Source organism: Pseudomonas wadenswilerensis (genome assembly GCF_900497695.1).
GTDB classification, from domain to species: domain Bacteria; phylum Pseudomonadota; class Gammaproteobacteria; order Pseudomonadales; family Pseudomonadaceae; genus Aquipseudomonas; species Aquipseudomonas wadenswilerensis.
Map to the genome: position 1 here is coordinate 363060 of NZ_UIDD01000001.1, position 24124 is coordinate 387183.

The window sequence follows — 24124 nt, forward strand, 5'->3', positions numbered from 1 at the left end:
CAAGGTGCCTCTTTTGTTGAAAGAGCGCCTTGTAACTTGCCAGACTAGCGACTGTTTCAGTCGCTCGGAGCTTGCGCCGAATAAGCCGGCCGCTGAACAGATGGCTAAATAAAAATTCTGGAGCATTACGCATGAAGAAATTGGGCAAGACGTTGCTGGCTATGTCCCTGATGGGCGCCATGGCCAGTGCTGTTCACGCGGATGACAAAGTACTGCACGTCTATAACTGGTCCGACTACATCGCACCAGACACCGTCGCCAAGTTCGAGAAACAGTCCGGCATCAAGGTCGTCTACGATGTCTTCGACAGCAACGAAACCCTTGAGGCCAAGTTGCTGGCGGGCAAGTCCGGCTACGACGTGGTAGTACCTTCTAACAACTTCCTGGCCAAGCAGATCAAGGCCGGCGTCTACCAGGAGCTGGACCGCTCCAAGCTGACGAACTGGAAGAACCTCGACGAAGACCTGCTCAAGGCCGTTGGTGACGCCAGCGACCCGGGCAACAAATATGCGTTCCCCTACATGTGGGGCTCCATCGGCATCGGCTACAACCCGGAGAAGGTCAAGGCTGCGCTGGGCATCGACAAGATCGATTCCTGGGACGTGGTGTTCAAGCCCGAGAACATCGCCAAGCTCAAGAGCTGCGGTGTGAGCTTCCTCGATGCTCCGACCGAGATGATCCCGGCGGCGCTGCACTACCTGGGCAAGCCGACCAACAGCACGAAAAAAGAAGACCTGAAAGCCGCCGAGGACCTGTTCCTCAGCGTGCGTCCTTCGATCGGTTACTTCCACTCCTCCAAGTACATCTCGGACCTGGCCAACGGCAACATCTGCGTGGCCGTGGGTTACTCGGGTGACCTGGAGCAGTCCAAGACCCGGGCCCATGAAGCCGGTGACAAGGTCAAGCTGGACTACATCATTCCGAAAGAAGGCGCCGGTACTTTCTACGACATGGTTGCCATCCCCAAAGATGCCGCCAACGTCGACGCCGCCTACAAGTTCATGGATTTCCTGATGCAACCGGAAATCATGGCCGAGATCACCAACGCCGTACGTTTCCCGAACGGCAACAAGGCGGCCACCCCGCTGGTGGACAAGGACATCTCGGGCGATCCGAGCATCTACCCACCGGCTGATGTGAAGAAACAGCTGTACGCAATTGCTGACCCGGGTGCCAAGGCCCAGCGCGAAATTACTCGCAGCTGGACCAAGATCAAATCGGGCAAGTAACCCTGGTTGCCTCCCTGGGTGCGGTGTAAATCCCGCCCAGGGAGCATGAAAGCACAAATTTTTTTTGCGGCACGAGTGCATCGAAGGTAAGTTGCGCGCCGGTTTGCTTATCCGGCAGGTATTTCTGTCGTTCGCCACTGGCACATTTGTGAGGACCTCCCACTTGTCTATTTCTGTATTTCGCAAGGCCGTCATGGCTGGAGCGGGTCTGACGCTGGCGATCAGCGTCCAAGCGGCGCCCACGGTGCACATTTATAACTGGTCGGACTACATCGGTCAGACCACCCTCGCCGACTTCGAAAAAGCCACTGGCATCAAGCCGGTGCAGGATGTCTTCGATTCCAACGAAACCCTGGAAGGCAAGCTGCTGGCCGGTCGCACCGGCTATGACGTGGTCGTGCCGTCCAACCATTTCCTCGGCAAGCAGATCAAGGCGGGCGCGTTCCAGAAGCTCGACAAGGCGCTGCTGCCCAATTACGCGAACCTCGACCCGGCGCTGATGAAGCGCCTGGAAAAGAACGATCCTGGCAACCAGTACGCCGTCCCCTACCTGTGGGGCACCAATGGCATCGGCTACAACGTCGAGAAGGTCAAGGCGGCGCTGGGTACCGACAAGATCGATTCCTGGGCCATGCTGTTCGAGCCGGAAAACATCAAGAAGCTTTCCAAGTGCGGGGTCGCCTTCCTCGACTCGGCCGACGAGATGCTCCCGGCCGTCCTCAACTACATGGGGCGAGACCCCAACAGCACCAACCCCAAGGACTACGCCGACGCCGAGAAGAAACTCCTGGCCGTGCGTCCTTACGTGACCTACTTCCACTCGTCCAAATACATCTCGGACCTGGCCAACGGCGACATCTGCGTGGCCGCCGGTTTCTCCGGCGATGTATTCCAGGCCAAGTCCCGCGCCGAAGAAGCCGGCAAGGGCGTCAAGGTGGCCTATGCGATTCCCAAGGAAGGCGGCAACCTCTGGTTCGACATGCTGGCGATCCCCAAGGATTCCAAGAATGTCAAAGAGGCCCACGCCTTCATCAACTATTTGCTGCAGCCTGAGGTCATTGCCCAGGTCAGTGATTACGTCGGTTATGCCAACCCGAACCCCAAGGCTGGCGATCTGATGGACCAGAGCGTGCGAACCGACGCAGCGGTTTACCCACCGCAAGAAGTGCTGGACAAGTTGTACGTCAATTCCGAGCTACCTCCCAAGGTGCAACGGTTGATGACCCGTAGCTGGACCAAGGTCAAGTCGGGCAAGTAAAAATCCAGGGTCCGTCACGGCAGGGGCGGGCGCAAAAAATCTTGTTGGGAGTTTCACAAATGGCAGTTGCCTCCGGTGCCTATAAGAAAGCCCTCGAGGGCGACCAGCAACCTAAACAGGTGCTGGTCAAAATCGACCGGGTCACGAAGAAGTTCGACGAAACGATCGCCGTGGACGATGTGTCCCTGGAAATCAAGAAGGGCGAGATCTTTGCCCTGCTCGGTGGCTCGGGTTCGGGCAAATCCACCTTGCTGCGCATGCTCGCCGGTTTCGAACGGCCAACCGAGGGGCGTATTTTCCTCGATGGTGTAGACATCACCGATATGCCGCCCTACGAGCGGCCGATCAACATGATGTTCCAGTCGTACGCGCTGTTTCCGCACATGACCGTGGCGCAAAACATTGCCTTCGGCCTGCAGCAGGACCGCATGCCCAAGTCCGAGATCGATGCCCGCGTGGCCGAGATGCTCAAGCTGGTGCACATGACCCAGTATGCCAAGCGCAAGCCGCACCAGCTCTCCGGTGGCCAGCGTCAGCGCGTGGCCCTGGCCCGCTCGCTGGCCAAGCGGCCGAAGCTGCTGCTGCTCGATGAGCCGATGGGCGCGCTGGACAAGAAACTGCGCTCGCAGATGCAACTGGAGCTGGTGGAGATCATCGAGCGGGTCGGCGTGACCTGCGTAATGGTGACCCACGACCAGGAAGAGGCCATGACCATGGCCCAGCGCATCGCCATCATGCACCTGGGCTGGATCGCCCAGATCGGCAGCCCGATCGATATCTATGAAACCCCGACCAGCCGCCTGGTCTGCGAGTTCATCGGTAACGTCAACCTGTTCGAAGGCGAAGTGGTCGATGACGCCGAAGGCCACGCGGTGATTTCCAGCCCCGAGCTCGAGCGCCGCATCTACGTCGGCCACGGTGTCACCACCTCGGTGGAAGACAAGCGCATCACCTACGCCCTGCGTCCGGAAAAACTGCTGGTGACCACCGAGCAGCCGACCTGCGAGCACAACTGGTCGCGCGGCAAGGTCCACGACATCGCCTACCTGGGCGGCCATTCGGTGTTCTACGTCGAGCTGCCTGGCGGCAAGATCGTCCAGTCGTTCGTCGCCAACGCCGAGCGCCAGGGCACCCGGCCGACCTGGGACGACCAGGTCTACGTCTGGTGGGAGGATGACAGCGGCGTGGTACTGCGCTCATGAACGCCCGCAAGCTCAAGCGAGCCTTCAACCGAATAAAGCCCGAGGGGCGCCATGTGGTGATCGGCGTGCCGTTCATCTGGCTGTTCCTGTTCTTCATGCTGCCGTTCTTCATTGTTCTGAAGATCAGCTTCGCCGAAGCCGACGTGGCGATCCCGCCGTACACCGAGATCTACAGCTACGTCGAAGACAAGGTGCAACTGGTGCTCAACCTGGCCAACTATGGCCTGTTGACCGAAGATGAACTGTACATCTCGGCGTACCTGGGTTCGTTGAAGATGGCCTTCGTCAGCACCCTGCTGTGCCTGCTGATCGGCTATCCGATGGCCTATGCCATTGCCAATGCGCGCAAGGAAACCCAGACCGTGCTGTTGCTGCTGATCATGATGCCGACCTGGACGGCAATCCTGATCCGCGTGTATGCCTGGATGGGCATCCTCAGCAACAACGGTCTGCTCAACGCCTTCCTGCTGTGGCTGGGCTTGATCGATCAGCCGTTGCAGATCCTCAACACCAACCTCGCGGTATACATTGGTGTGGTCTATTCGTACCTGCCGTTCATGATCCTGCCGCTCTATGCCAACCTGGTGAAGCACGACCAGAGCCTGCTTGAGGCCGCGTCGGACCTGGGTTCGAGTACCTTCAACAGCTTCTGGAAGATCACCGTGCCGCTGTCGAAGAACGGCATCATCGCCGGCTGCATGCTGGTGTTCATTCCGGTGGTGGGTGAGTTCGTCATTCCTGAGCTGCTCGGCGGCCCGGAAACCCTGATGATCGGTAAAGTGCTCTGGCAAGAGTTCTTCAACAACCGCGATTGGCCGGTGGCCTCTGCCCTGGCGGTAGTGATGCTGGCGATCCTGATCGTACCGATCCTGCTCTTCAACCGTAGTCAGGCCAAAGAGATGGAGGGCAGGGCATGAAGCGTTTCAGTTTCTCCAAATTGATGTTGATCCTGGGCCTGCTGTTCATTTACCTGCCCATGCTGATCCTGGTGATCTACTCGTTCAACGCCTCCAAGCTGGTTACGGTGTGGGGCGGCTGGTCGGTGAAGTGGTACGTCGGCCTGCTCGACAATACCCAGCTGATGGGCTCGGTGATGCGCTCGCTGGAGATCGCCTGCTACACAGCGATCGCCGCAGTGGCGCTGGGTACCCTGGCCGCCTTCGTGCTGACCCGGGTCACCCGCTTCAAGGGCCGTACCCTGTTCGGTGGCCTGGTTACCGCACCGCTGGTAATGCCCGAGGTGATCACCGGTCTGTCGCTGTTGCTGCTGTTCGTGGCCATGGCGCAGATGATCGGCTGGCCCCAGGAGCGTGGCATCGTCACCATCTGGATCGCCCACACCACCTTCTGCGCAGCCTATGTGGCGGTAGTGGTGTCGGCACGCCTGCGTGAGCTGGACCTGTCGATCGAAGAAGCGGCCATGGACCTCGGTGCGCGGCCGTGGAAGGTGTTCTTCCTGATCACCATCCCGATGATCGCACCGTCGCTGGCAGCAGGCGGGATGATGTCCTTCGCCCTGTCGCTGGATGACCTGGTGCTGGCCAGCTTCGTGTCCGGCCCTGGCTCGACCACCCTGCCGATGGAGGTCTTCTCTGCCGTGCGTCTGGGCGTGAAGCCAGAAATCAACGCCGTGGCCAGCCTGATCCTGCTCAGCGTGTCGCTGGTGACCTTCATGGTCTGGTACTTCAGCCGTCAGGCCGAAGAGCGTCGCCGCCGGGCGATCCAGCAGGCGATCGAAGAAAGCGCTGCCGACTCGTGGAAACAACCGGACGTGCGTCGCGCGCCGGCGCCGGTTTCGGCGTGATCTGACGGGCCTCATCGCCGGCAAGCCGGCTCCCACAGGTTCTGTGTACGCAGTCCCTGTGGGAGCTGGCTTGCCAGCGATGGGGCCTTCGGGTTTTCACTCCGGCCAGTGCCAGGCCGGCTCATCCAGCATCCCCTGACCGGCAACACGGGTCTGCCCCAGCACCTTCTCCAGCACGATCGAATTGCAGGTCGCATCCTGTTCCAGCGCGGCCACCAATCTTCGTGCATGCGACACCACCCATACCTGACACTGCTCCGAGGCGCGAACGATCAAGCGTGCCAGTGCCGGCAGCAAGTCCGGGTGCAAGCTGGTTTCCGGCTCGTTCAACACCATCATGGTCGGCGGCCTTGGCGTCAGCAGCGCGGCGACCAGCAGCAGGTAGCGCAAGGTGCCGTCCGACAGCTCGGCTGCGGTCAGCGGTCGCAACAAGCCTTCTTGATGGAACAACACGCCAAACGCCCCACCCGGCACTGCATCGATTTCCAGGCGCGCGCCTGGGAAGGCATCGGCGATGGTCGCCTGTAAGGCGTGCGGGTCGCCGATCTCGATAATGGTCTGCAGCGCGGCGGCCAGGTCGCGGCCATCGTGGTGCAGCACCGGCGTGCGCGTGCCCAGTTGCTGGCGGCGGGCCGGGGCATCACGGTCAGTGCGAAAGTGATCGTAGAAGCGCCAGCCACGGATGCGCTCGCGCAGCAACAACACTTCGGGCGAGGAACGCAGGTTGCCGACCTGGTCGAACAGGCTGTCGAAGCTCGGTGTGTGCTGCGCCTGCACATCCCATTGCCGTCCTTCGCGGGCCTTGACCATCGGCCCCTGGCGATCCACCAGCAGGCTGGCCGGACGGTACAGCGTTCCTGCCCAGATGCTTTCGCGCTTGATCTGCGGGTCAAGTGCGAAACATGATTTGCTCGGTTCCGGCAGGCCCAGGCCGATGGCGTAACCGAACGCCTCGTCAGCAAACCCCAGGCGCAAGCGCCGAGCGTGCTGGCGCGGACCGCCCTGGATGGCGACTTCGCCGTTGCTCATGCGCCGGCTGATCTGCTCGGGGCCGGCCCAGAACGTTGATTCCAGCCCGCCTTCCACGGCCAGGGCGTTGACCACGCCACCCTGGGCCGTTTCGGCGAGCAGGCGCAAGGCCTTGTACAGATTGGACTTGCCGCTGCCGTTGGGCCCGGTGATGACATTCAAGCGTGCCAGCGGCAGCACCAGATGATTGATCGAGCGGTAGTTGGCGACAGCCAGGGTGGTCAGCATGGCGGCGTCCGTTCAGGCAAAGAGGCCAGTATCGCCGATTCTGCGTGGTGAACGAATTGTGTATGCCGACAAGCGGCAAGTGGATCCCTGATCTACGCTAACACTCGCATTCCTCAATAGATCTGGCACGTGCAAGGAGCCTGCATGACGGTGTCGCGTTCTTTATCGATCGTCTGCCTGGGGGTGTTGTTGGTGCTGGCGGGGTGCGGCGAAAAAAAGGCTGCTGAAGCCGAGCTGCCCAGGGTCGGCGTACAACGAGTTGAGCCCAGTGATTTCGCGGCTTCGGTGACGCTGACCGGTGATGTTCAAGCGCGGGTGCAGACCGATCTTTCGTTTCGCGTGGGCGGCAAGATCATTGCCCGCAGCGTCGACGTCGGCGATCACATCAAGGCCAACCAGGTCCTGGCCCGGCTCGACCCCAAGGACTTGCAGACCAATGTCGATTCGGCCAAGGCCGAAGTCTTTGCCGAACAGGCGCGCGTGACCCAGACCGCCGCCGCCTTTGTCCGTCAGCAAAAGCTATTGCCCAAGGGTTACACCAGCCAGAGTGAGTACGACTCTGCCGAAGCGGCTTTGCGCAGCAGCCAGAGCGCCCTCAAGGCCGCTCAGGCACAACTGGCCAACGCCCGTGAACAGCTGAGCTACACCGCCCTGGTGGCCGAGGCGGACGGGGTGATCACCGAGCGCCAGGCCGAAGTCGGCCAGGTGGTCCAGGCCACGGTGCCGATTTTCAGCCTGGCCCGCGATGGCGAGCGTGATGCGGTGTTCAACGTCTATGAGTCCTTGCTGGTGGCGCCACCGAGCGAGCATGCCATCACCGTGCGCCTGGTCGATGACCCGAAGATCCAGACCCAGGGCCATGTGCGGGAAGTCACCCCGACGGTGTCGGCGCAAAGCGGCACGGTGCAGGTCAAGGTGGCCCTGGACCAGGTCCCGGCGGGAATGGAACTCGGCTCGGCCGTCACCGCTACCGGTAGCAGCCAGGGCAAGCCAAGCGTCGAGTTGCCCTGGTCGGCCCTGACCAAGGCCCTGCATGACCCAGCTGTGTGGGTGGTGGGCGAAGGCAACAAGGTCAGCCTGCAGCAGGTCAAGGTGATTCGTTACCTCACGGGCAAGGTGGTGGTCGGCGAGGGCCTCAAGGGCGGGGAGACCGTGGTGGTGGCGGGCGGACAACTGCTGAACCCGGGCATGCAGGTGGAAATCGCCGCGAACAAGGACAGCGGGGTGGCGCAATGAGAACCGTGACCCTGGGCCTGTGCAGCCTGCTGTTGCTCAGCGGCTGTGAACAGCAGGCGACTGCGCCTGAACCGGTCCGGCCGGTGTTGTCGATGATCGCCGAGCCTCAGGTCCAGGCCAACCTGGGCCGTTTCGCTGGCAGCATCCAGGCGCGCTACGAGAGTACCTTGGGTTTTCGTGTGGGCGGTCGCATCGCCCGACGCTGGGTCGATGTCGGCAGTCAGGTGAAACCGGGTGACTTGCTTGCCAGCCTTGATCCGACTGATCAGCGTAACCAGTTGCGCGCCGCCGAAGGCGACCTGGCCAAAGTCCAGGCGCAATGGATCAACGCCCAGGCCAATGCTCGCCGCCAGCAACAGTTGTACGACCGCGGCGTGGGCGCCCAGGCGCAGCTGGACATTGCCCAGACCGACCTGAAAACCACCACCGCCGCGCTGGAGCAGGCGCGCGCGGCCGTGGCCCAGGCGCGTGACCAGCTTGGCTACAGCGAACTGCGTACCGACCACGCGGCAGTGGTCACCAACTGGCAAGCCGAGGCAGGGCAGACGGTCAGTGCCGGTCAGGCCGTGGTCACCCTGGCCAGGCCGGATATCAAGGAGGCGGTGATCGATCTGCCGACGTACCTGGCCGAGCAGCTGACGACCGAACTGAAATTCCAGGTCGCTTCGCAGCTGGACCCCAGCATCAATACCGCCGCGACCCTGCGTGAACTCGAACCCCAGGCCGATGCTGCCACCCGCACCCGGCGCGCGCGACTGACCCTGGTCGACACTCCGGCGGCTTTTCACCTGGGCACAGCCATCAGCGTCACTTTGACTTCGCTGGTGTCGCCGCGAACTGAGCTGCCGCTATCGGCATTGCTGGAACGGGATGGGCAGACCCAGGTCTGGGTGGTCGATCCGCAGCAGAACACCGTCGCTGTGCGCGAGGTGAAACTGATGGAACGTACATCCGACAGCGTCGTGCTGAGCTCAGGGGTGCAGGCAGGCGAACGGGTGGTGACGGCAGGCGTGAACAGCTTGAAGCCGGGCCAGAAAGTCAAAGTCGATGAGGAAGATCCACGATGAAAGGAAGCTTCAACCTATCGGAGTGGGCGCTGAAGCACCAATCCTTTGTCTGGTACCTGATGTTCGTCGGCTTGCTGATGGGCGTACTTTCCTACATGAACCTGGGGCGCGAGGAAGACCCGTCATTCACCATCAAGACCATGGTGATCCAGACACGCTGGCCTGGAGCGACGCAGGATGAAACCCTCAACCAGATTACCGACCGGATTGAAAAGAAGCTCGAAGAGCTGGATTCGCTCGACTATGTGAAAAGCTACACCCGCCCGGGTGAGTCGACGGTCTACGTCAACCTGCTCGATACCACTCCGGCCGAGAGCATCCCCGAGATCTGGTATCAGGTGCGCAAGAAGATCCAGGACATACGCGGCCAGTTTCCCCAGGGTATCCAGGGCCCGGGGTTCAACGACGAATTCGGTGATGTGTACGGTTCGATCTACGCCTTTACCGCCGACGGCCTGACCATGCGCCAGTTGCGCGACTACGTCGAACAGGTGCGCGCCGAGATCCGCGAAGTGCCCAACCTGGGCAAGGTGGAAATGATCGGCACCCAGGACCAGGTGCTGTACCTGAATTTCTCCACACGCAAACTGGCGTCGTTCGGTATCGACCAGCGCCAGGTGCTGCAAGCCCTGCAGAGCCAGAATGCGGTAACCCCAGCCGGGGTCATCGAAGCCGGGCCTGAGCGGGTTTCGGTGCGCACCAGTGGCCAGTTCGCCTCGGAAAAAGACCTGCAAGCGGTCAACCTGCGCATCAATGACCGCTTTTTCCGTCTGGCCGACATTGCCGAGATTCAGCGTGGCTATGTCGACCCACCCGCGCCGATGTTTCGCTATAACGGTCAGACCGCCATCGGCCTGGCCATCGGCATGAAGGCCGGTGGCAACATCCAGGCCTTCGGGGCCGACCTGCACAAAATGATGGACCGGGTGATTACCGAACTACCGGTCGGTGTTGGCGTGCATACCGTGTCCGACCAGGCCGTGGTGGTCGAAGAGGCAGTGGGGGGGTTCACCAGCGCGCTGTTCGAGGCGGTGATCATCGTGCTGGTGGTGAGTTTCGTCAGCCTCGGCGTGCGCGCCGGGCTGGTGGTGGCCTGCTCGATCCCGCTGGTGCTGGCCATGGTGTTCATCTTCATGGAATACAGCGGTATCACCATGCAGCGGATTTCCCTGGGTGCTTTGATCATTGCCCTGGGCTTGCTGGTGGACGATGCGATGATCACCGTGGAGGTGATGGTCACGCGCCTTGAAAAGGGCGAGAGCAAGGAGCAGGCGGCAACATTCGCCTACACCTCGACGGCATTCCCGATGCTCACCGGTACTCTGGTAACCGTGGCGGGCTTCGTACCCATCGGCCTCAATGCCAGTTCGGCGGGGGAATACACCTATACCTTGTTCGCAGTGATTGCCGCGGCTTTGCTGGTGTCCTGGGTGGTGGCCGTGATGTTCGCGCCAGTGCTGGGGGTGCATATCCTCAGCACCAAAGTCAAAGCCCATGATGCGCAGCCCGGCCGCGTCGGCAAGGCTTTCGAGCACAGCCTGCTGTGGTGCGTGCGCCATCGCTGGGTGACCATCATCGGTACGGTGTTGTTGTTCGTGCTGGCGTTGTTCTGCATGCGCTTTGTCCAGAACCAGTTCTTCCCCTCTTCGGATCGCCCGGAAATCCTGGTCGATCTGAACCTGCCGCAGAATGCTTCAATCGAGGAAACCCGCAAGGCCGTGGACCGCTTGGAGGCGACGCTCAAGGGTGATCCGGATATCGTGCGCTGGAGCACCTATATTGGCCAGGGTGCGATCCGCTTCTACCTGCCGCTGGACCAGCAGCTACAGAACCCTTACTACGCCCAGCTGGTGATCGTCAGCAAAAGCTTCGAGGCGCGCGAGGTACTGATCAAGCGCTTGCAGCAGCGCTTGCGCGAGGACTTCGTCGGCATCGGCAGCAACGTTCAGTCACTGGAAATGGGCCCACCGGTGGGCTTGCCAATCCAGTATCGGGTCAGCGGCAAGGACATCGATCAGGTGCGCCAGCATGCCATCGCGCTGGCAACCTTGCTGGACAGCAACGATAACATCGGCCAGATGATTTATGACTGGAACGAGCCAGGCAAGGTGTTGCGGATCGAGATCGCCCAGGACAAGGCGCGCCAGTTGGGCTTGTCGTCCGAGGACGTGGCCAATGTGATGAACAGCATCGTCAGCGGCATGCCGGTGACCGAGGTGAATGACAATATCTACCTGATCAATGTCGTGGCCCGTGCCGAGGACAGCGAACGTGGCTCGCCGCAGACCTTGCAGAACCTGCAGATCGTCACCCCCAATGGCACCTCGATCCCGCTGCTGGCTTTTGCCACCGTACGCTACGAGATGGAGCAACCCCTGGTCTGGCGCCGCGACCGCAAGCCAACCATTACCATCAAGGCGGCGGTGCGCGGCGATATCCAGCCAACCGACCTGGTGCGTGAACTCAAACCGCAGATCGACGACTTCGCCAGCAAGTTGCCGGTGGGCTACCAGGTGGAAACCGGTGGTACGGTGGAGGCCAGCGGCAAGGCCCAAGGACCTATCGCTAAAGTGCTGCCATTAATGTTCTTTTTGATGGGCACGTTCCTGATGCTCCAGCTGCACAGCGTGCAGAAGCTGTTCCTGGTCGCCAGCGTGGCGCCGCTGGGCTTGATCGGCGTAGTCCTGGCGCTGGTGCCGACGGGCACGCCGATGGGCTTTGTGGCGATCCTGGGGATCCTCGCGCTGATTGGCATCATCATCCGCAACTCGGTGATCCTGGTGACCCAGATCGACGAGTACGAAGCCCAGGGCTATTCGCCCTGGGACGCGGTACTGGAAGCGACCAACCACAGGCGCCGGCCGATCCTGCTGACGGCGGCAGCGGCGAGCCTGGGCATGATCCCGATTGCCCGGGAAGTGTTCTGGGGGCCGATGGCCTACGCCATGATTGGCGGGATTATCGTGGCGACTTTGCTGACCCTGCTGTTTTTGCCGGCGCTGTATGTGGCCTGGTACAAGATCCGCGAGCCGCAGCACCATTGACTACGCCATCGCTGGCAAGCCAGCTCCCACAGGGTCCGGTGCGTGCAGACCCTGTGGGAGCTGGCTTGCCAGCGATGCGGTGCATCAGAAACATCCGGTCTGATTGACACCCCACTTTGCCTTTCTTGTGCAGCTACCTTGAAGGTTCATCTTCAAGGAGCGCGACATGGAACGTCCATCCTCTCATCGACTACGCCGGGGGCGCGTGTCTGAACCCGGCAGGTTGTATCTGTTGACCAGTGTGATCGAGAACCGCACGCCCATCTTCGAAGATATCTGGCTGGCCAGATTGATCATTGCCCAGTTTCGTCAGGCCGAGGAAGAGCAGTCGGCCAGATCATTGGCGTGGGTGGTGATGCCTGATCACTTTCACTGGCTGATCGAGTTGCATCAGGTGACGCTGAAAACCCTGATGCGCCGACTCAAATCTCGATCTACGTGTGCGGTGAACAAGGCCTGCAATCGCCATGGGCGGCTATGGCAGCAAGGGTTTTATGACCGGGCGTTACGTCGTGAGGAGGATGTTCGCGCGGTTGCCCGTTATATCGTTGCCAATCCATTACGAGCGGGCTTGGTACACCACATTGGTGACTATCCTCATTGGGATGCCGAATGGCTTTGACCCGTGTAACGGCCATCGCTGGCTTGCCAGCGATGAATTCAGCGCTTGTTCAAACCCTTCGCCAACCGATCCCCGCCCAGCTGGATCAACGCCACCAACACCACCAGCATGACGATCACCGTCAGCATGATCTGGCTGTCGAAGCGCTGGTAGCCATAGCGGTAGGCAATGTCGCCCAGGCCCCCGGCACCAATGGCGCCAGCCATGGCCGAGGAGTTGATCATGGTCACCAAAGTGATGGTAAAGCCGCCGACAATACCCGGCAGGGCTTCTGGCAGCAGCACATGCCAGACGATGTGCCAGCGCCGGCAACCCATGGCCTGGGCCGCTTCGATCAGGCCATGGTCGACCTCGCGCAGGCTGACTTCGGCGATGCGCGCAAAGAACGGCGTGGCGGCAATGGTCAGCGGCACTACCGCTGCCCAGACACCATAGGTGGTGCCGACGATCAAACGGGTGAAGGGGATCAGCGCCACCATCAGGATCAGGAACGGAATCGAACGGAACAGGTTGACGAAGGCGCCGAGCACCCGGTTCAGGGTGGGCGCTTCGAAGATCCCGCCCTTGCCGCTGGTGACCAGGATCACCGCCAGCGGTACACCGGCGAGCAGGGCAATCAGCGACGAGACGCCAACCATCAGCAGCGTGTCGAGTACACCCTGAAGCAAGCGATCAAACCACATAACCCAGTACCTCCACCTGTGCAGCCCATTGCCGGGCGCGCTCAATCACCTGCTCGTGGCTGTGCGGCGAGTGGGCCACCGACACCACGAGTTGCCCCAGGGCGCGGCCCTGGATCGGTTCAATGCCGCCTTGCAGCAGGCTGATCTGGCCGCCGAGCAAGGTGAACAAAGAAGACAGCTCCGGCGCCTGCTTGTCCTTGCCGCTGACCCGCAGGTTGAGCACCAGCGCCGCTTCCGGGCTGGGCGCCTGTGCTTGCAAGCGTGCCTGCAACGCAGCCGGCAGGGCGGCTTGCAACGGTGCAAGCAGGGTCTTGCTGACCTCATGCTGCGGGTCGCCAAACACTTGCCAGACGGCACCCTGCTCGACGATTCGCCCACGCTCGAGCACCACCACTCGATGGCAGATATCGCGAATCACCGCCATCTCATGGGTGATCAGCACGATGGTCAGGCCCAGGCGCTGGTTGATGTCGCGCAGCAGGCCGAGGATCGACTCGGTAGTCTCCGGGTCTAGTGCCGAAGTGGCTTCGTCACACAGCAGAATTTCCGGGTCATGTACCAGCGCCCGGGCAATGCCGACGCGCTGTTTCTGCCCGCCGGACAACTGAGCCGGGTACACGTGGTGCTTTTCCTGCAGCCCGACCAGTTCCAGCAACTCGGCGACCTTGCGCTGGCGCTGGGCCTTGGGCACGCCGGCAACCTTGAGCGGCAACTCGACGTTCTGCCACACGGTCTTGGCCGACATCAGGTTGAAGTGCTGGAAGATCATGCCGATGCGCCGGCGCAGGCGCACCAGGCGGTCTTCGTCGTACTCGCCAATGTCCACCTGGTCGATCAGCACCCGGCCATGGCTCGGTTGCTCCAGGCGGTTGATGGTACGGATCAGCGACGACTTGCCGGCACCGCTGCGGCCGATGATGCCGAAGATCTCACCGTGCTGGATGTTCAGGTCGATGCCGTCCAGCGCCGGGGCTTGCTGGCCCGGGTAGGTCTTGCCCAGGCCGATGAAACGTACATGGGCGTTGCCCAGCTCCGGGTGCAAGGCCCGTTGCCGGGCCTGTTGCAGGGGCGCGAAAGGCCGCTGCTGCTCCTGCGCCACGCGGGCGCTGACGGCGCTCATCTCAGCTCTCCCAGCCAGCTTGGTAGAGCTTGCCGTGGGCCTGGTCGAGGGCGGCCCGCACCACCGGCGAGTGCTGGTAGATGTCGATGAATCTGGCCAGGCGCGGGTCGTCCTTGCTCTGCGGGCGGATGACGAACTGGATCACGTATTCCTTGTGGTCCAGGCCGTCGAACAGCAGCGCCGAGGTGGCGTCGAAGGTCTTGGCCAGGCGAATGTAGGCCGGGTAGCCCTGGACCAGGTCGGCGTCATCGTAGGCGCGCACCAGTTGCACCGCTTCGACCTGGAGGATCTTCAGTTTTTTCGGGTTGGCGACGATGTCTTCTTCGGTGGCCTTGTAGCCGACACCGGGCTTGAGGGTGATCAAACCGGCCTTGGCCAGCAGCTGCAAACCGCGGCCGCTGTTGATCGGGTCGTTGGCGATGGCGACGCTGGCGCCCTCGGGCAGCTCAGCGAAGCTTTTGAATTTTTTCGAGTACAGGCCGACGTTGTTGATGATCCCCGGGGCGAAGGGCACCAGGTCGAAACCGCCGGCGGCCTTGGCGTTTTCCAGAAACGGGATGTGCTGGAAGTAGTTCACGTCGATGTCACCGGCCGCCAGGCTGACGTTGGGCGCGATCCAGTCGCTGAACTCGATCAGCTCGACGTCCAGGCCCTGTTTCTTCGCTTCGCTGACGGCCGCTTCGAGGGGGATGGAAAAGGCTGCGGTGGTGCCGACTTTCAAGGCGTCGGCGGCCTGGGCGGTGCCGAACAGGCTAAAGGTCAGGGCCAGGGCTGCGACCGGGCGGGCAATAAAGGTCTTAAGCATGCTGTAGCGCTCCCGTCGGGGTCGTAGGGGTGTGGCGATAGCTGGCGCCAGGATGGTCTGCCGGCAGGTGAGGCTGGTCGCTGGCGAAGAGTTTCTCGCGCAGGCTGCCCTGTTCGTAGGCGGTCTTGTACGAGCCGCGGCGTTGCAGCTCGGGGATCACCAGGTCGATGAAATCGACATAGCTTTCCGGGGTAACCGTGCGGGCCAGGTTGAAGCCGTCCAGGCCGGTTTCGGCGATCCAGCTTTCCAGCTCGTCGGCGACCTGGGTCGGCGAGCCGATCAGGGTGATGTAGCGTCCGCCAAGGGCGTGTTGCTCGAGCAGCTTGCGCCGGGTCCAGTCGTTGTTCTGCAGGTTCTTGGTGGCGGACTGGATGGCGTTGCTTTTCACGTACTGGATCGGCTCGTCCAGTTCGTACTCGGAGAAATCGATGCCGGTGGAGCTGGCAAAGTGCGCAACACCGGCCTCGGCGCTGGCATAGCGCAGGTACTCGGCGTGCTTGGCCTTGGCCTGCTCTTCAGTGCGGGCGACGATCACCGTCAGGCCCATGAACACCTTGATCGCCTGCGGGTCACGCCCCGCTGCCACGGCGGCAGCGCGCACCTTGTCGACCTGGGCGCGGGTGGCGGCCTTGTTCTGCCCGCTGATGAACACGCACTCGGCGTGGCTGCCGGCAAAGCTCAGGCCGCGCTCGGAGCTGCCGGCCTGGAACAATACCGGGGTGCGCTGTGGCGATGGCTCGCACAGGTGATAACCCTCGACCCGGTAGAACTCGCCCTGATGGTTGACCTTGTGCACTTTGTCCGGCCGGGCGTAGACCCGCTGCTGGCGGTCGTTGACCACCGCGCCGTCTTCCCAGCTGCCTTCCCAGAGCTTGTACAGCACCTGCAGGTACTCGTCGGCCTGGTCATAGCGGCGGTCGTGCTCGGGCTGCTGATCCAGGCCCATGGCCTTGGCTGCGCTGTCGAGGTAGCCGGTGACGATGTTCCAGCCCACCCGGCCACGGCTCAGGTGGTCGAGGGTGGAAAGGCGCCGGGCGAACAGGTAAGGCGGCTCGTAGGTCAGGTTGGCGGTCAGGCCGAAGCCGAGGTTGCGGGTGACGGCGGCCATGGCTGAAACCAGCAGCAGCGGGTCATTGACCGGAAGCTGGATCGACTCCTTCAGCGGTACATCGACGGACTGTTGGTAGACATCGTAGACGCCGACGATATCGGCAATGAACAACCCGTCGAACAGCCCGCGCTCCAGTAGCTGGGCCAGCTCGGTCCAGTATTCGAGGGTCTTGTACTGGCTCGAGTTGTCCCGCGGATGGGTCCACAGGCCGTGGTTGATATGGCCGACGCAGTTCATGTTGAAGGCGTTGAGCAGGATCTTCTTCTTGGCCATCAGATGGTGCCCCGCAACGGTGGATTTTCATCGTTCAGGTAGTAGTTGCCGATGGCGTGGTACTTCCAGCGCACCGGGTCGTGCAGGGTATGCACCCGGGCGTTGCGCCAGTGTCGATCAAGGCCATGCTCGGCCAGGGTTGCCTGGCTGCCGGCCAGCTCAAACAGCGTGGTGCCGGCGGCGAGGGAAATCTCGGTACTGATCGCCCGCGCTTCGGCCACGGCGATGGAGGCGGCGGCGACGGTTTCGGCATTCGGCTCGGCCTGGGCACGGTCGAGGTGCTCGCCGGCGCGTTCGAGCAGGGCTTCGGTAGCGTGCAAGCGGATCGCCAGGTGGCCGAAGGACTTCAGGGTCAGCGGGTCTTCGCTGGCCTGGTCGACACCGGAGTCGACCCATGGCCGGCTGCGGGTGCGCACGAAGTGCAGGGCATCTTCATAGGCGGCGCGGGCGATGCCGGTGTCAATGGCAGCATGGAGGATCTGCGCCAGCGGGCCGACCGTGGTCGGGCGCTCGAAGGCACTCTGGAACGGCAGCACGTCCTCGGCGGCGACCTGCACGTTGTCGAACACCACTGAACCGCTGCCGGTGGTGCGTTGGCCGAAGCCGCTCCAGTCGTCAATTACCTTCAATCCAGCGCTGTCAGCCGGCACGAAAGCCAGGCGCTGAATGCCCTCTTCATCGACGACCGACGTGGGGATGCGCTGAGCGTAGATCGCACCCGTGGCGTAGAACTTGCGGCCATTGATGCGATAAGCGTCGCCATCGCGGGTCAGGGCAGTGGTACGGTCGTGGGCAGTCTTGGTGCCGAGCTCGGCCAGGGCATTGCCGAAGCGCTTGCCGGCCAGTACTTCGGCGTACAGGCGCTGCTGTTGCTCCGGAGTGCCGTTCACCCGCAGCACTTCCAATGCATAGAAGTGGTTCTGTGGAATTTGCCCCAGCGAGGCGTCGGCCTGGGCGATGCGGGCGATGACCCTGGCCAGGGTGACGTTCGATACGCCAGCGCCGCCATAGGCCTTGGGCACGCTGATGCCCCACAGGCCGGAGCGGGAGAACAGCTCGAGTTCAGGGTGCGGCAGGCGTCGTTCGCGGTCGCGCAAGGCGCTGTCGCGATGCAGTTGGACGGCGATTTCCTCGGCGATTTGCAATGCCTGGGCGTCAGTGTGGATGACCGCGACGTTAGCGTACGGTGGTGGCAATAGGCTCATAAACAGGGCTCCAGTGGTCTGGTCAAATCCAGGAGTGCCGGGCAGGCAAGGTACCGTTGAGGTGATAGGCGCCGACGGCGTGGTATTTCCAGCGCACCGGGTCGTGCAGGGTGTGCACGCGGGCATTGCGCCAGTGCCGGTCGAGATTGAACTCGGCCAGGGTGGCGCGGCTGCCGGAGAGCTCGAAGAGCTTCTCGCTGGCTTGCAGGGAGATCTCGGTGGTCAGCACCTTGGCTTCGGCCACGGCGATCGAGGCGCGGGCGGCAGCGGCGGCGTCGACCGGTGCGGCGTTGACTTCGTCGAGTACCCGCGCAGCCTTGCCCAGCAGTGCCTGGGCAGCATGCAGTTCAAGCTGCAGGCGGCCGACGTCGGCGATCACGTAGAGATCGTCACTGGCGCGATCGACCTTGGCGTCGATCCACGGCCGGGCTTTTTCGCGGACAAAAGCGATGGTGTCGGCAATCGCCGCTTCGGCGATGCCTGCATCAATGGCAGCCTGGATCAGCTGCGAAGCGGCGCCCTGGATGTTCGCTACTTCGCCCTGCTTCCAGGTATCGATCACCAGTTCGGCGTCGACCTGCACCTTGTCCAGCAACACGGTGCCGCTGGCGGTGGTACGTTGGCCGAAACCGGACCAGTCGTCGACGATGCGCAAGCCCGGGGTGCCACGGCGGACGAAGGCCATGACCTGGCGGCCGTCGTCGTTCAGCGCCTTGACCGCCACCCAGTGGGCAAACAGGGCGCCGGTGGAATAGAACTTCTGGCCACTGAGCACATAATGATCGCCCTCGCGGGTGATCCGCGCCTTGAGGTCCAGGGTGTGCTTGGTGCCGCGTTCCGGCCCGGCATTGCCGATGCGCCAGCCGTCGAGCACTGATTTGAACAGCAGCTCTTGCTGCCGCTCAGTGGCGGTGCCTTTGAGCAGTTGCAGGATACCGAACTGGTTTTGCGGGATCTGCCCCAGCGCCGGGTCGGCGGCGCTGATGATGCGAAACACCTCGGCAATGGTGACAAACGACACCTGCGCGCCGCCAAACGCCCGCGGGATACTGATGCTACCCAGGCCGCTGCGGGTGAATTGTTCGATTTCTGCCCAGGGCAGCTTGCGTTGCTGGTCGCGCCTGGCCGCCTGGCCGCGAGCTGCCTCGGCCAGCTCATGGGCCGCCTGCAGGGCTTGCTCGTCATTGCTCAGCACCTTGGCCGGCAACAACAGCGGGGCGCTGTCCAGGTCGCTGTGGATTGTGGTTTCTGCCAGATTGGACATCAGTACCGCTCCTTGGCTGCACTCAATGCCCTGGCGTTACGCACTGGGGTGATTGTGTTCCTGACCATACCTACCTCACGAATTGAAAACGTCGACGCGGGGGTGCGGCGACAAAATTGCGCTGGTCCGGTGGTCCGGTTCATATACCCTAATAGCGTATAAAAATTAAATAAACTAACTTTTAGGAATAAATATAGAAGTACTTGGCGGTCGCTGGAGGAACGCCTGCCGGGGCAGGGCAGGCGCTATCAGAAAGGCGGGACAGGGGAGGGAAAAACTCAGTAACCGGTGTTCTGCGTGCCGAGGAATTTGCCGAGGAACTGGCGGGTGCGTTCTTCTTTCGGCTGGGCAAACAGCGCCTTGGCTTCGCCCTGTTCGACGATCACGCCCTTGTCGAAGAAGATCACCCGGTTAGCTACATCGCGGGCAAAACTCATCTCGTGGGTGACGATGATCATGGTGCGCTTTTCTTCGGCCAGGCTGCGGATGGTCGCCAGCACTTCGCCGACCAGTTCGGGGTCGAGCGCCGAAGTCGGCTCGTCAAAGAGGATCACCTCCGGCTCCATGGCCAGTGCCCGGGCAATCGCTACCCGCTGCTGCTGACCACCGGACAGCTTGCGCGGGTAGGAGGCCTCCTTGCCGGCCAGGCCGACCTTGGCCAACAGCTTCATGCCCAGGGCCACGGCCTGCTCGCGAGGCGTCTTCTTGACCACCAGAGGGCCTTCGATGACGTTCTCCAGCGCAGTGCGATGGGGGAACAGGTTGAAGTTCTGGAAGACGAACCCGACCTCCTGGCGCAGCCGACGGATCAGCCCGCTTTGCTGGCTGAGCGGACGGTTGGCGTCAATCTCCACATTGCCGACCTTGATGCGCCCGCTGCTGGGGGTTTCCAGCAGGTTCAGGCAACGCAGGAAGGTGGTTTTGCCGGAACCGCTGGGGCCGATGATGGCGATCACCTCGCCGGCCTCGACCTTGAGGCTGATGTCATCGAGCACGGTCTGGCCGTTGAACTGCTTGCTCAGTCGTTGTACCTCGATCATGCCTCAGGACTCCTGGTCGTGCCGGTTGACTCGCGCTTCCAGGCGGTTCTGCAGGTGTGCGAGAACGCTGGCCAGCACCCAGTAGATCAGTGCAGCGGCAAGGTACATGGTGAAGATTTCGAAAGTGCGCGCAGTAATCAGCTGCGCCTGGCGGAACAGCTCCGGCACCTGGATGGTGGCGGCCAGGGCGGTGTCCTTGACCAGCGAGATAAAGCTGTTGCCCAGTGGCGGCAAGGCGGTGCGCGCCGCTTGCGGCAGGATCGCCCGGCGCATGGCCTGGCCACGGGTCATGCCGATGCTGGCGGCCGCCTCCCACTGGCCGCGGTCGATGGAGCTGATTGCGGCGCGAAGGATTTCACAGGCATAGGCGGCCATGTTCAGCGAGAAGCCGATCAGCGCCGCCGGCAGCGGATCGAGCTCGATGCCTAGCTGCGGCAGGCCGTAGTAGATCATGAACAGCTGCACCAGCAGCGGCGTGCCGCGAAAGAACGAGACGTAGACCCGCGCGGTCCAGCTCAGCAGCTTGAGCGACGACAGGCGCATCAACGCCAGGCTGAAGCCCAGCAGCAGGCCAAAGAACATCCCGCCGAGGCTGAGGACTACCGTGAAGTACGCGCCCCTGAGCAGGAAGGGCGCGGACTCTATTGCGAGTTGGAAAGCTTCTTCCATTATTGAGTGACGTCAGCGTTGAAGTACTTTTCCGAAAGCTTTTTCAGCGTGCCGTCGGCGCGCAGCTTGTCGATGGCCTTGTTCACGGCGGCCAGCAGTTCCGGCTCGCCTTTGCGCAGGGCAATACCGGCTTCCTGGCGGGAGAACGCGTCACCGGCGGCGGTGGTGTCCTTGGCTTTCTTGGCGTATTCCAGTGCGGCCAGACGGTCGATCAGGATGGCGTCGATACGGCCGACACGCAGGTCCTGGAACTTGGTCGGATCGTCTTCGTATGTGCGCACGTCAGCGGTCGGCACATTGGCTTTGACCCACTGTTCGTAGTTGGTGCCCAGGCCCACGCCGACTTTCTTGCCGCCCAGGTCGGCAGCGGACTTGATGTTCAGGTCGGCGGCCTTTTTCGTCAGCACAAGCGCCTGAATCCCGGAAACAGTGTAGGGCTCGGAGAAGTCGTACTTCTTCTTGCGTTCTTCGGAGATGGTCACCTGGTTGACCACCGCATCCAGGCGCTTGGACTCCAGGGCCGCGAGGATGCCGTCCCACTTGGTCGGTTGCAGCTTGACCTTGACCCCCAGCTCCTTGGCCAGGGCCTCGGAGAGTTCCACCTCAAAGCCGGCCAGCTTGCCGTCGGCATCGACGAAGCTGAACGGTGGATAGGTGCCTTCAAGGCCGATGTTGATCACGCCCTTGTCCTTGATCTGCTGCAGTTGCTCGCCAGCCACAGCCTGGCCGAGCAGGCTGGCCCCGAGCAGCAGGCCAAGGCCGGCGGCTACTGCCTGTTTACCGAAAGCGGAAATCTTCATGGTTAGCCCCAATGTTGTTGTGAGTGTGGCGCTGACTATAGGGTGACGCTTTTAGTCTGAAAAATAATATAAATTCATGCTCTTATATCATTTTCAAATAAGTTGATTAGCCGTTCCAGACCTCAGGGTAGGCGAATAATGCTGGTGCCCCACCGGTATGCAGAAAAATCAGCGGGCCGTCGTCGAAGCGCTGGCGGGCAATGCCGTCGAGCAGCCCGGCCATGGCCTTGCCGGTATACACCGGGTCGAGCAGCAATCCTTCCTGGCTGGCCAATAAGCGAATGGCGGCAAGGGTGCCAGCGTTCGGTTCGCCATAGCGTGGGGCGAAGTACTCGTCCCACAGTTCGATCTTGAAGGTTTCTGGCAAACGCACGCCCAACAGCTCGGCGGTGCGTTCGGCCAGGCCCTGGACTTTCGGCCGCTGGTCTTCATCGCTGCGCGATACGGTCACGCCGATCACCGGCAGTTTCGGCAGTTTGTGCGCCAGGGCGATGGCCAGGCCGCTGTGGGTGCCGGCGCTACCAGAAGCCAGTACTACCCCGGCGAACTGCTCGCCGCAATGTTCGATCTGCTGTGCCAGCTCAAGGCCTGCGCGTACATAACCCAAGGCACCCAGCGCGTTGGAGCCGCCAATCGGCACGATGTAGGGTTTGCGCCCGCTGGCGTGCAGGCGCACCGCCAGGGCTTGCAGTTGTTCATCGGCATTATCTAGGTTGTCGACCAGTTCGACCTTGGCGTCGAACAACTCCAGCAACAGTCGGTTGCCGTTCTGCCGGTAGTTGAGCGAATCGGTACCGATCGGGTTTTCCAGCAGAGCTACACACGTCAGGCCCAATTGAGCGGCCAGGGCTGCGGTCTGGCGCACATGGTTGGACTGGATCGCCCCGGCGGTGACCAGGGTGTCGGCACCTTTGCTCAGGGCGTCGGCGGCCAGGTATTCGAGCTTGCGCAGCTTGTTGCCGCCCATCGCCAGCGGCGTGCAATCGTCGCGTTTAACGTAGATGTCGCGGCCAGCCCAGGCCGAGAGGCGATGGAGTTTTTCCAGCGCGGTGGGGGCGCCAAGCAAGTCCAGACGATTGAAGCGGGCAAGCTGTCGGTCGATCATGGGGTCACGTCGGCTAGGTAAAATTTGACTATAAGCAGCCTGCGGCGTGCGGGCAACTACCTGGCTTATGCCGCCTTTATCGCGTTCTGGAATAAAGGGTTATTTTTTCCCCTGTAGGAATTTGCCGTAAAGTGATCGTCAATTGTGGCGGAACTTCAACCCACCGACCGCCGCTGCAGCAGGAGAGGTAACCGTGAGCGAGAACGCGCAATCAGGGCATTGGCAGCTGCAAACCATCGTTGGCCAGCTGCGTGCCGCCCGCGATCAGTGGCGCAGCAGCAATGGTCGCAGCAGCGGCGAGCAAGGCGGCCGTGAGCTGCCTTCGCGCGAAGCGGTGCGGCATATTCTCGAGCAGTTGTGTGGTGCCTTGTTCCCTATGCGCCTGGGTCCGGTCGACCTGCGTGAAGAGAGCGAAGACTTTTATGTCGGCCATACCCTCGACGCGGCCCTGACCGCATTGCTTGCCCAGGCCCGCCTTGAACTGCGTTATGTCGCTCGCCAAGGTAAAAACACATCGTCCGAGATCGATGCCAAGGCCTTGCGCCTGATCCAGGACTTTGCCGCGGCCTTGCCGGGTCTGCGCAGCATCCTCGATACCGATGTGCTGGCCGCTTTCCACGGTGACCCGGCGGCGCGCAGCGTCGATGAGGTGCTGCTGTGCTACCCGGGTATTCTCGCCGTCATCCACCACCGCCTGGCCCACCATCTGTACCGGGCCGGCCTGCCATTGCTGGCACGGATCAGTTCGGAGCTGGCCCACTCGGTCACCGGCATCGATATCCATCCCGGCGCGCAAATCGGCCCGAGCTTCTTCATCGACCACGGCACCGGCGTGGTGATCGGCGAAACGGCGATCATCGGCGAGCGGGTACGCATCTACCAGGCCGTTACCCTGGGCGCCAAACGCTTCCCGGCGGACGAAGACGGGCAGTTGCAGAAGGGCCATCCGCGTCACCCGATTGTCGAGGACGACGTGGTGATTTATGCCGGCGCGACTATTCTGGGACGAATCACCATCGGCAAGGGTTCGACCATCGGCGGCAACGTCTGGCTGACCCGCAGCGTGGCCCCGGGCAGCAACCTGACCCAGGCCAATCTGCAGCATGATGACGGTACCCAGAAGTAGATTCTAATGGCCATCGCGGGGCAAGCCCGCTCCCACTGTGGGAGCGGGCTTGCCCCGCGATGGGTCGCGCAATGGTCCCATCCATGTTTAACTTGAACGCTTGTTCAAGTTAAAACGGTGGTCCGCTGCCGGTGTTCAACAGGAGGAAACCCTTTGCTGAACCCGTTCAATCCAAGCTTCTCCCCCCTCGGCGAGGTGCACGAC

Annotated in this window: 21 protein-coding genes; 10 read left to right on the forward strand and 11 right to left on the reverse strand. The window is 62.1% G+C overall.

Annotated elements, in window-relative coordinates:
* The first annotated feature begins 131 nt into the window (after positions 1-131).
* From CCOS864_RS01780 to CCOS864_RS01800, 5 genes are all read left to right on the forward strand, one after another.
* Positions 132-1229 carry a polyamine ABC transporter substrate-binding protein gene (locus tag CCOS864_RS01780; protein ID WP_115084804.1) on the forward strand — a complete coding sequence of 366 codons (1098 nt, stop codon included), beginning with the start codon at positions 132-134 and terminating at the stop codon, positions 1227-1229.
* A gap of 163 nt (positions 1230-1392) precedes the next feature.
* A complete protein-coding gene (locus CCOS864_RS01785; protein WP_115084805.1) occupies positions 1393-2487 on the forward strand; it encodes a polyamine ABC transporter substrate-binding protein in 1095 nt (364 codons plus the stop codon).
* 59 nt (positions 2488-2546) lie between these two features.
* Positions 2547-3689, forward strand: coding sequence for a polyamine ABC transporter ATP-binding protein (gene potA / locus CCOS864_RS01790; RefSeq protein WP_115084806.1), 1143 nt, complete (start codon positions 2547-2549; stop codon positions 3687-3689).
* On the forward strand, positions 3686-4606 hold the full coding sequence (locus CCOS864_RS01795; protein WP_115084807.1) for an ABC transporter permease subunit: 921 nt from the start codon (positions 3686-3688) through the stop codon (positions 4604-4606). Before potA ends, CCOS864_RS01795 begins: the two co-directional genes overlap by 4 nt.
* Entirely contained in the window at positions 4603-5493 is an 891-nt protein-coding gene (locus tag CCOS864_RS01800; protein WP_115084808.1) for an ABC transporter permease subunit, read from the forward strand. Before CCOS864_RS01795 ends, CCOS864_RS01800 begins: the two co-directional genes overlap by 4 nt.
* Before the next feature lie 96 nt (positions 5494-5589).
* Here CCOS864_RS01800 and CCOS864_RS01810 read toward each other — a convergent pair whose 3' ends face one another.
* Positions 5590-6750 carry an AAA family ATPase gene (locus tag CCOS864_RS01810; protein WP_115084809.1) on the reverse strand — a complete coding sequence of 387 codons (1161 nt, stop codon included), beginning with the start codon at positions 6748-6750 and terminating at the stop codon, positions 5590-5592.
* Positions 6751-6894: 144 nt separating this feature from the next.
* On the opposite strand from CCOS864_RS01810, the gene CCOS864_RS01815 reads away from it, so the two are divergent.
* The 4 genes from CCOS864_RS01815 (at position 6895) to CCOS864_RS01830 (ending at position 12719) form a co-directional block, all read left to right on the forward strand.
* Positions 6895-7986 (forward strand): efflux RND transporter periplasmic adaptor subunit, encoded by a 1092-nt coding sequence (locus CCOS864_RS01815; RefSeq protein WP_115084810.1) that lies wholly within the window; start codon positions 6895-6897, stop codon positions 7984-7986.
* Entirely contained in the window at positions 7983-9053 is a 1071-nt protein-coding gene (locus tag CCOS864_RS01820; RefSeq protein WP_115084811.1) for an efflux RND transporter periplasmic adaptor subunit, read from the forward strand. The genes CCOS864_RS01815 and CCOS864_RS01820 overlap by 4 nt, the downstream gene beginning before the upstream one ends.
* Positions 9050-12097, forward strand: coding sequence for an efflux RND transporter permease subunit (locus CCOS864_RS01825; protein WP_115084812.1), 3048 nt, complete (start codon positions 9050-9052; stop codon positions 12095-12097). Before CCOS864_RS01820 ends, CCOS864_RS01825 begins: the two co-directional genes overlap by 4 nt.
* 166 nt (positions 12098-12263) lie before the next feature.
* Complete coding sequence (locus tag CCOS864_RS01830) at positions 12264-12719, forward strand: REP-associated tyrosine transposase (RefSeq protein WP_115084813.1); 456 nt, start codon at positions 12264-12266, stop codon at positions 12717-12719.
* A gap of 38 nt (positions 12720-12757) precedes the next feature.
* Here the strand turns inward: CCOS864_RS01830 and CCOS864_RS01835 are convergent, their stop codons facing one another.
* The 10 genes from CCOS864_RS01835 to CCOS864_RS01885 all read right to left on the reverse strand — a co-directional run bounded on the left by CCOS864_RS01835 (position 12758) and on the right by CCOS864_RS01885 (position 22794).
* On the reverse strand, positions 12758-13402 hold the full coding sequence (locus CCOS864_RS01835; RefSeq protein ID WP_036994912.1) for a methionine ABC transporter permease: 645 nt from the start codon (positions 13400-13402) through the stop codon (positions 12758-12760).
* On the reverse strand, positions 13392-14522 hold the full coding sequence (locus tag CCOS864_RS01840) for a methionine ABC transporter ATP-binding protein (protein WP_115084814.1): 1131 nt from the start codon (positions 14520-14522) through the stop codon (positions 13392-13394). The genes CCOS864_RS01835 and CCOS864_RS01840 overlap by 11 nt, the downstream gene beginning before the upstream one ends.
* 1 nt (position 14523) lies before the next feature.
* On the reverse strand, positions 14524-15327 hold the full coding sequence (locus CCOS864_RS01845) for a MetQ/NlpA family ABC transporter substrate-binding protein (RefSeq protein WP_115084815.1): 804 nt from the start codon (positions 15325-15327) through the stop codon (positions 14524-14526).
* Positions 15320-16711 (reverse strand): LLM class flavin-dependent oxidoreductase, encoded by a 1392-nt coding sequence (locus CCOS864_RS01850; RefSeq protein ID WP_115084816.1) that lies wholly within the window; start codon positions 16709-16711, stop codon positions 15320-15322. The genes CCOS864_RS01845 and CCOS864_RS01850 overlap by 8 nt, the downstream gene beginning before the upstream one ends.
* Positions 16711-17916 (reverse strand): SfnB family sulfur acquisition oxidoreductase, encoded by a 1206-nt coding sequence (locus CCOS864_RS01855; protein WP_115084817.1) that lies wholly within the window; start codon positions 17914-17916, stop codon positions 16711-16713. Before CCOS864_RS01855 ends, CCOS864_RS01850 begins: the two co-directional genes overlap by 1 nt.
* Before the next feature lie 22 nt (positions 17917-17938).
* Entirely contained in the window at positions 17939-19180 is a 1242-nt protein-coding gene (locus CCOS864_RS01860; protein WP_115084818.1) for an SfnB family sulfur acquisition oxidoreductase, read from the reverse strand.
* 278 nt (positions 19181-19458) lie between these two features.
* Positions 19459-20220 carry an L-cystine ABC transporter ATP-binding protein TcyN gene (gene tcyN / locus CCOS864_RS01870; protein ID WP_115084820.1) on the reverse strand — a complete coding sequence of 254 codons (762 nt, stop codon included), beginning with the start codon at positions 20218-20220 and terminating at the stop codon, positions 19459-19461.
* 3 nt (positions 20221-20223) lie between these two features.
* Positions 20224-20889, reverse strand: coding sequence for a cystine ABC transporter permease (gene tcyL, locus CCOS864_RS01875; protein WP_115084821.1), 666 nt, complete (start codon positions 20887-20889; stop codon positions 20224-20226).
* Positions 20889-21689, reverse strand: coding sequence for a cystine ABC transporter substrate-binding protein (gene tcyJ / locus CCOS864_RS01880; protein ID WP_115084822.1), 801 nt, complete (start codon positions 21687-21689; stop codon positions 20889-20891). Before tcyJ ends, tcyL begins: the two co-directional genes overlap by 1 nt.
* Before the next feature lie 106 nt (positions 21690-21795).
* Positions 21796-22794 carry a D-cysteine desulfhydrase gene (locus CCOS864_RS01885; RefSeq protein WP_115084823.1) on the reverse strand — a complete coding sequence of 333 codons (999 nt, stop codon included), beginning with the start codon at positions 22792-22794 and terminating at the stop codon, positions 21796-21798.
* Positions 22795-22987: 193 nt separating this feature from the next.
* Between CCOS864_RS01885 and epsC the strand changes: the two genes are divergently transcribed.
* Positions 22988-23920, forward strand: a complete 933-nt coding sequence (gene epsC, locus CCOS864_RS01890) for a serine O-acetyltransferase EpsC (RefSeq protein WP_115084824.1) — start codon at positions 22988-22990, stop codon at positions 23918-23920.
* Positions 23921-24124: the final 204 nt, after the last annotated feature.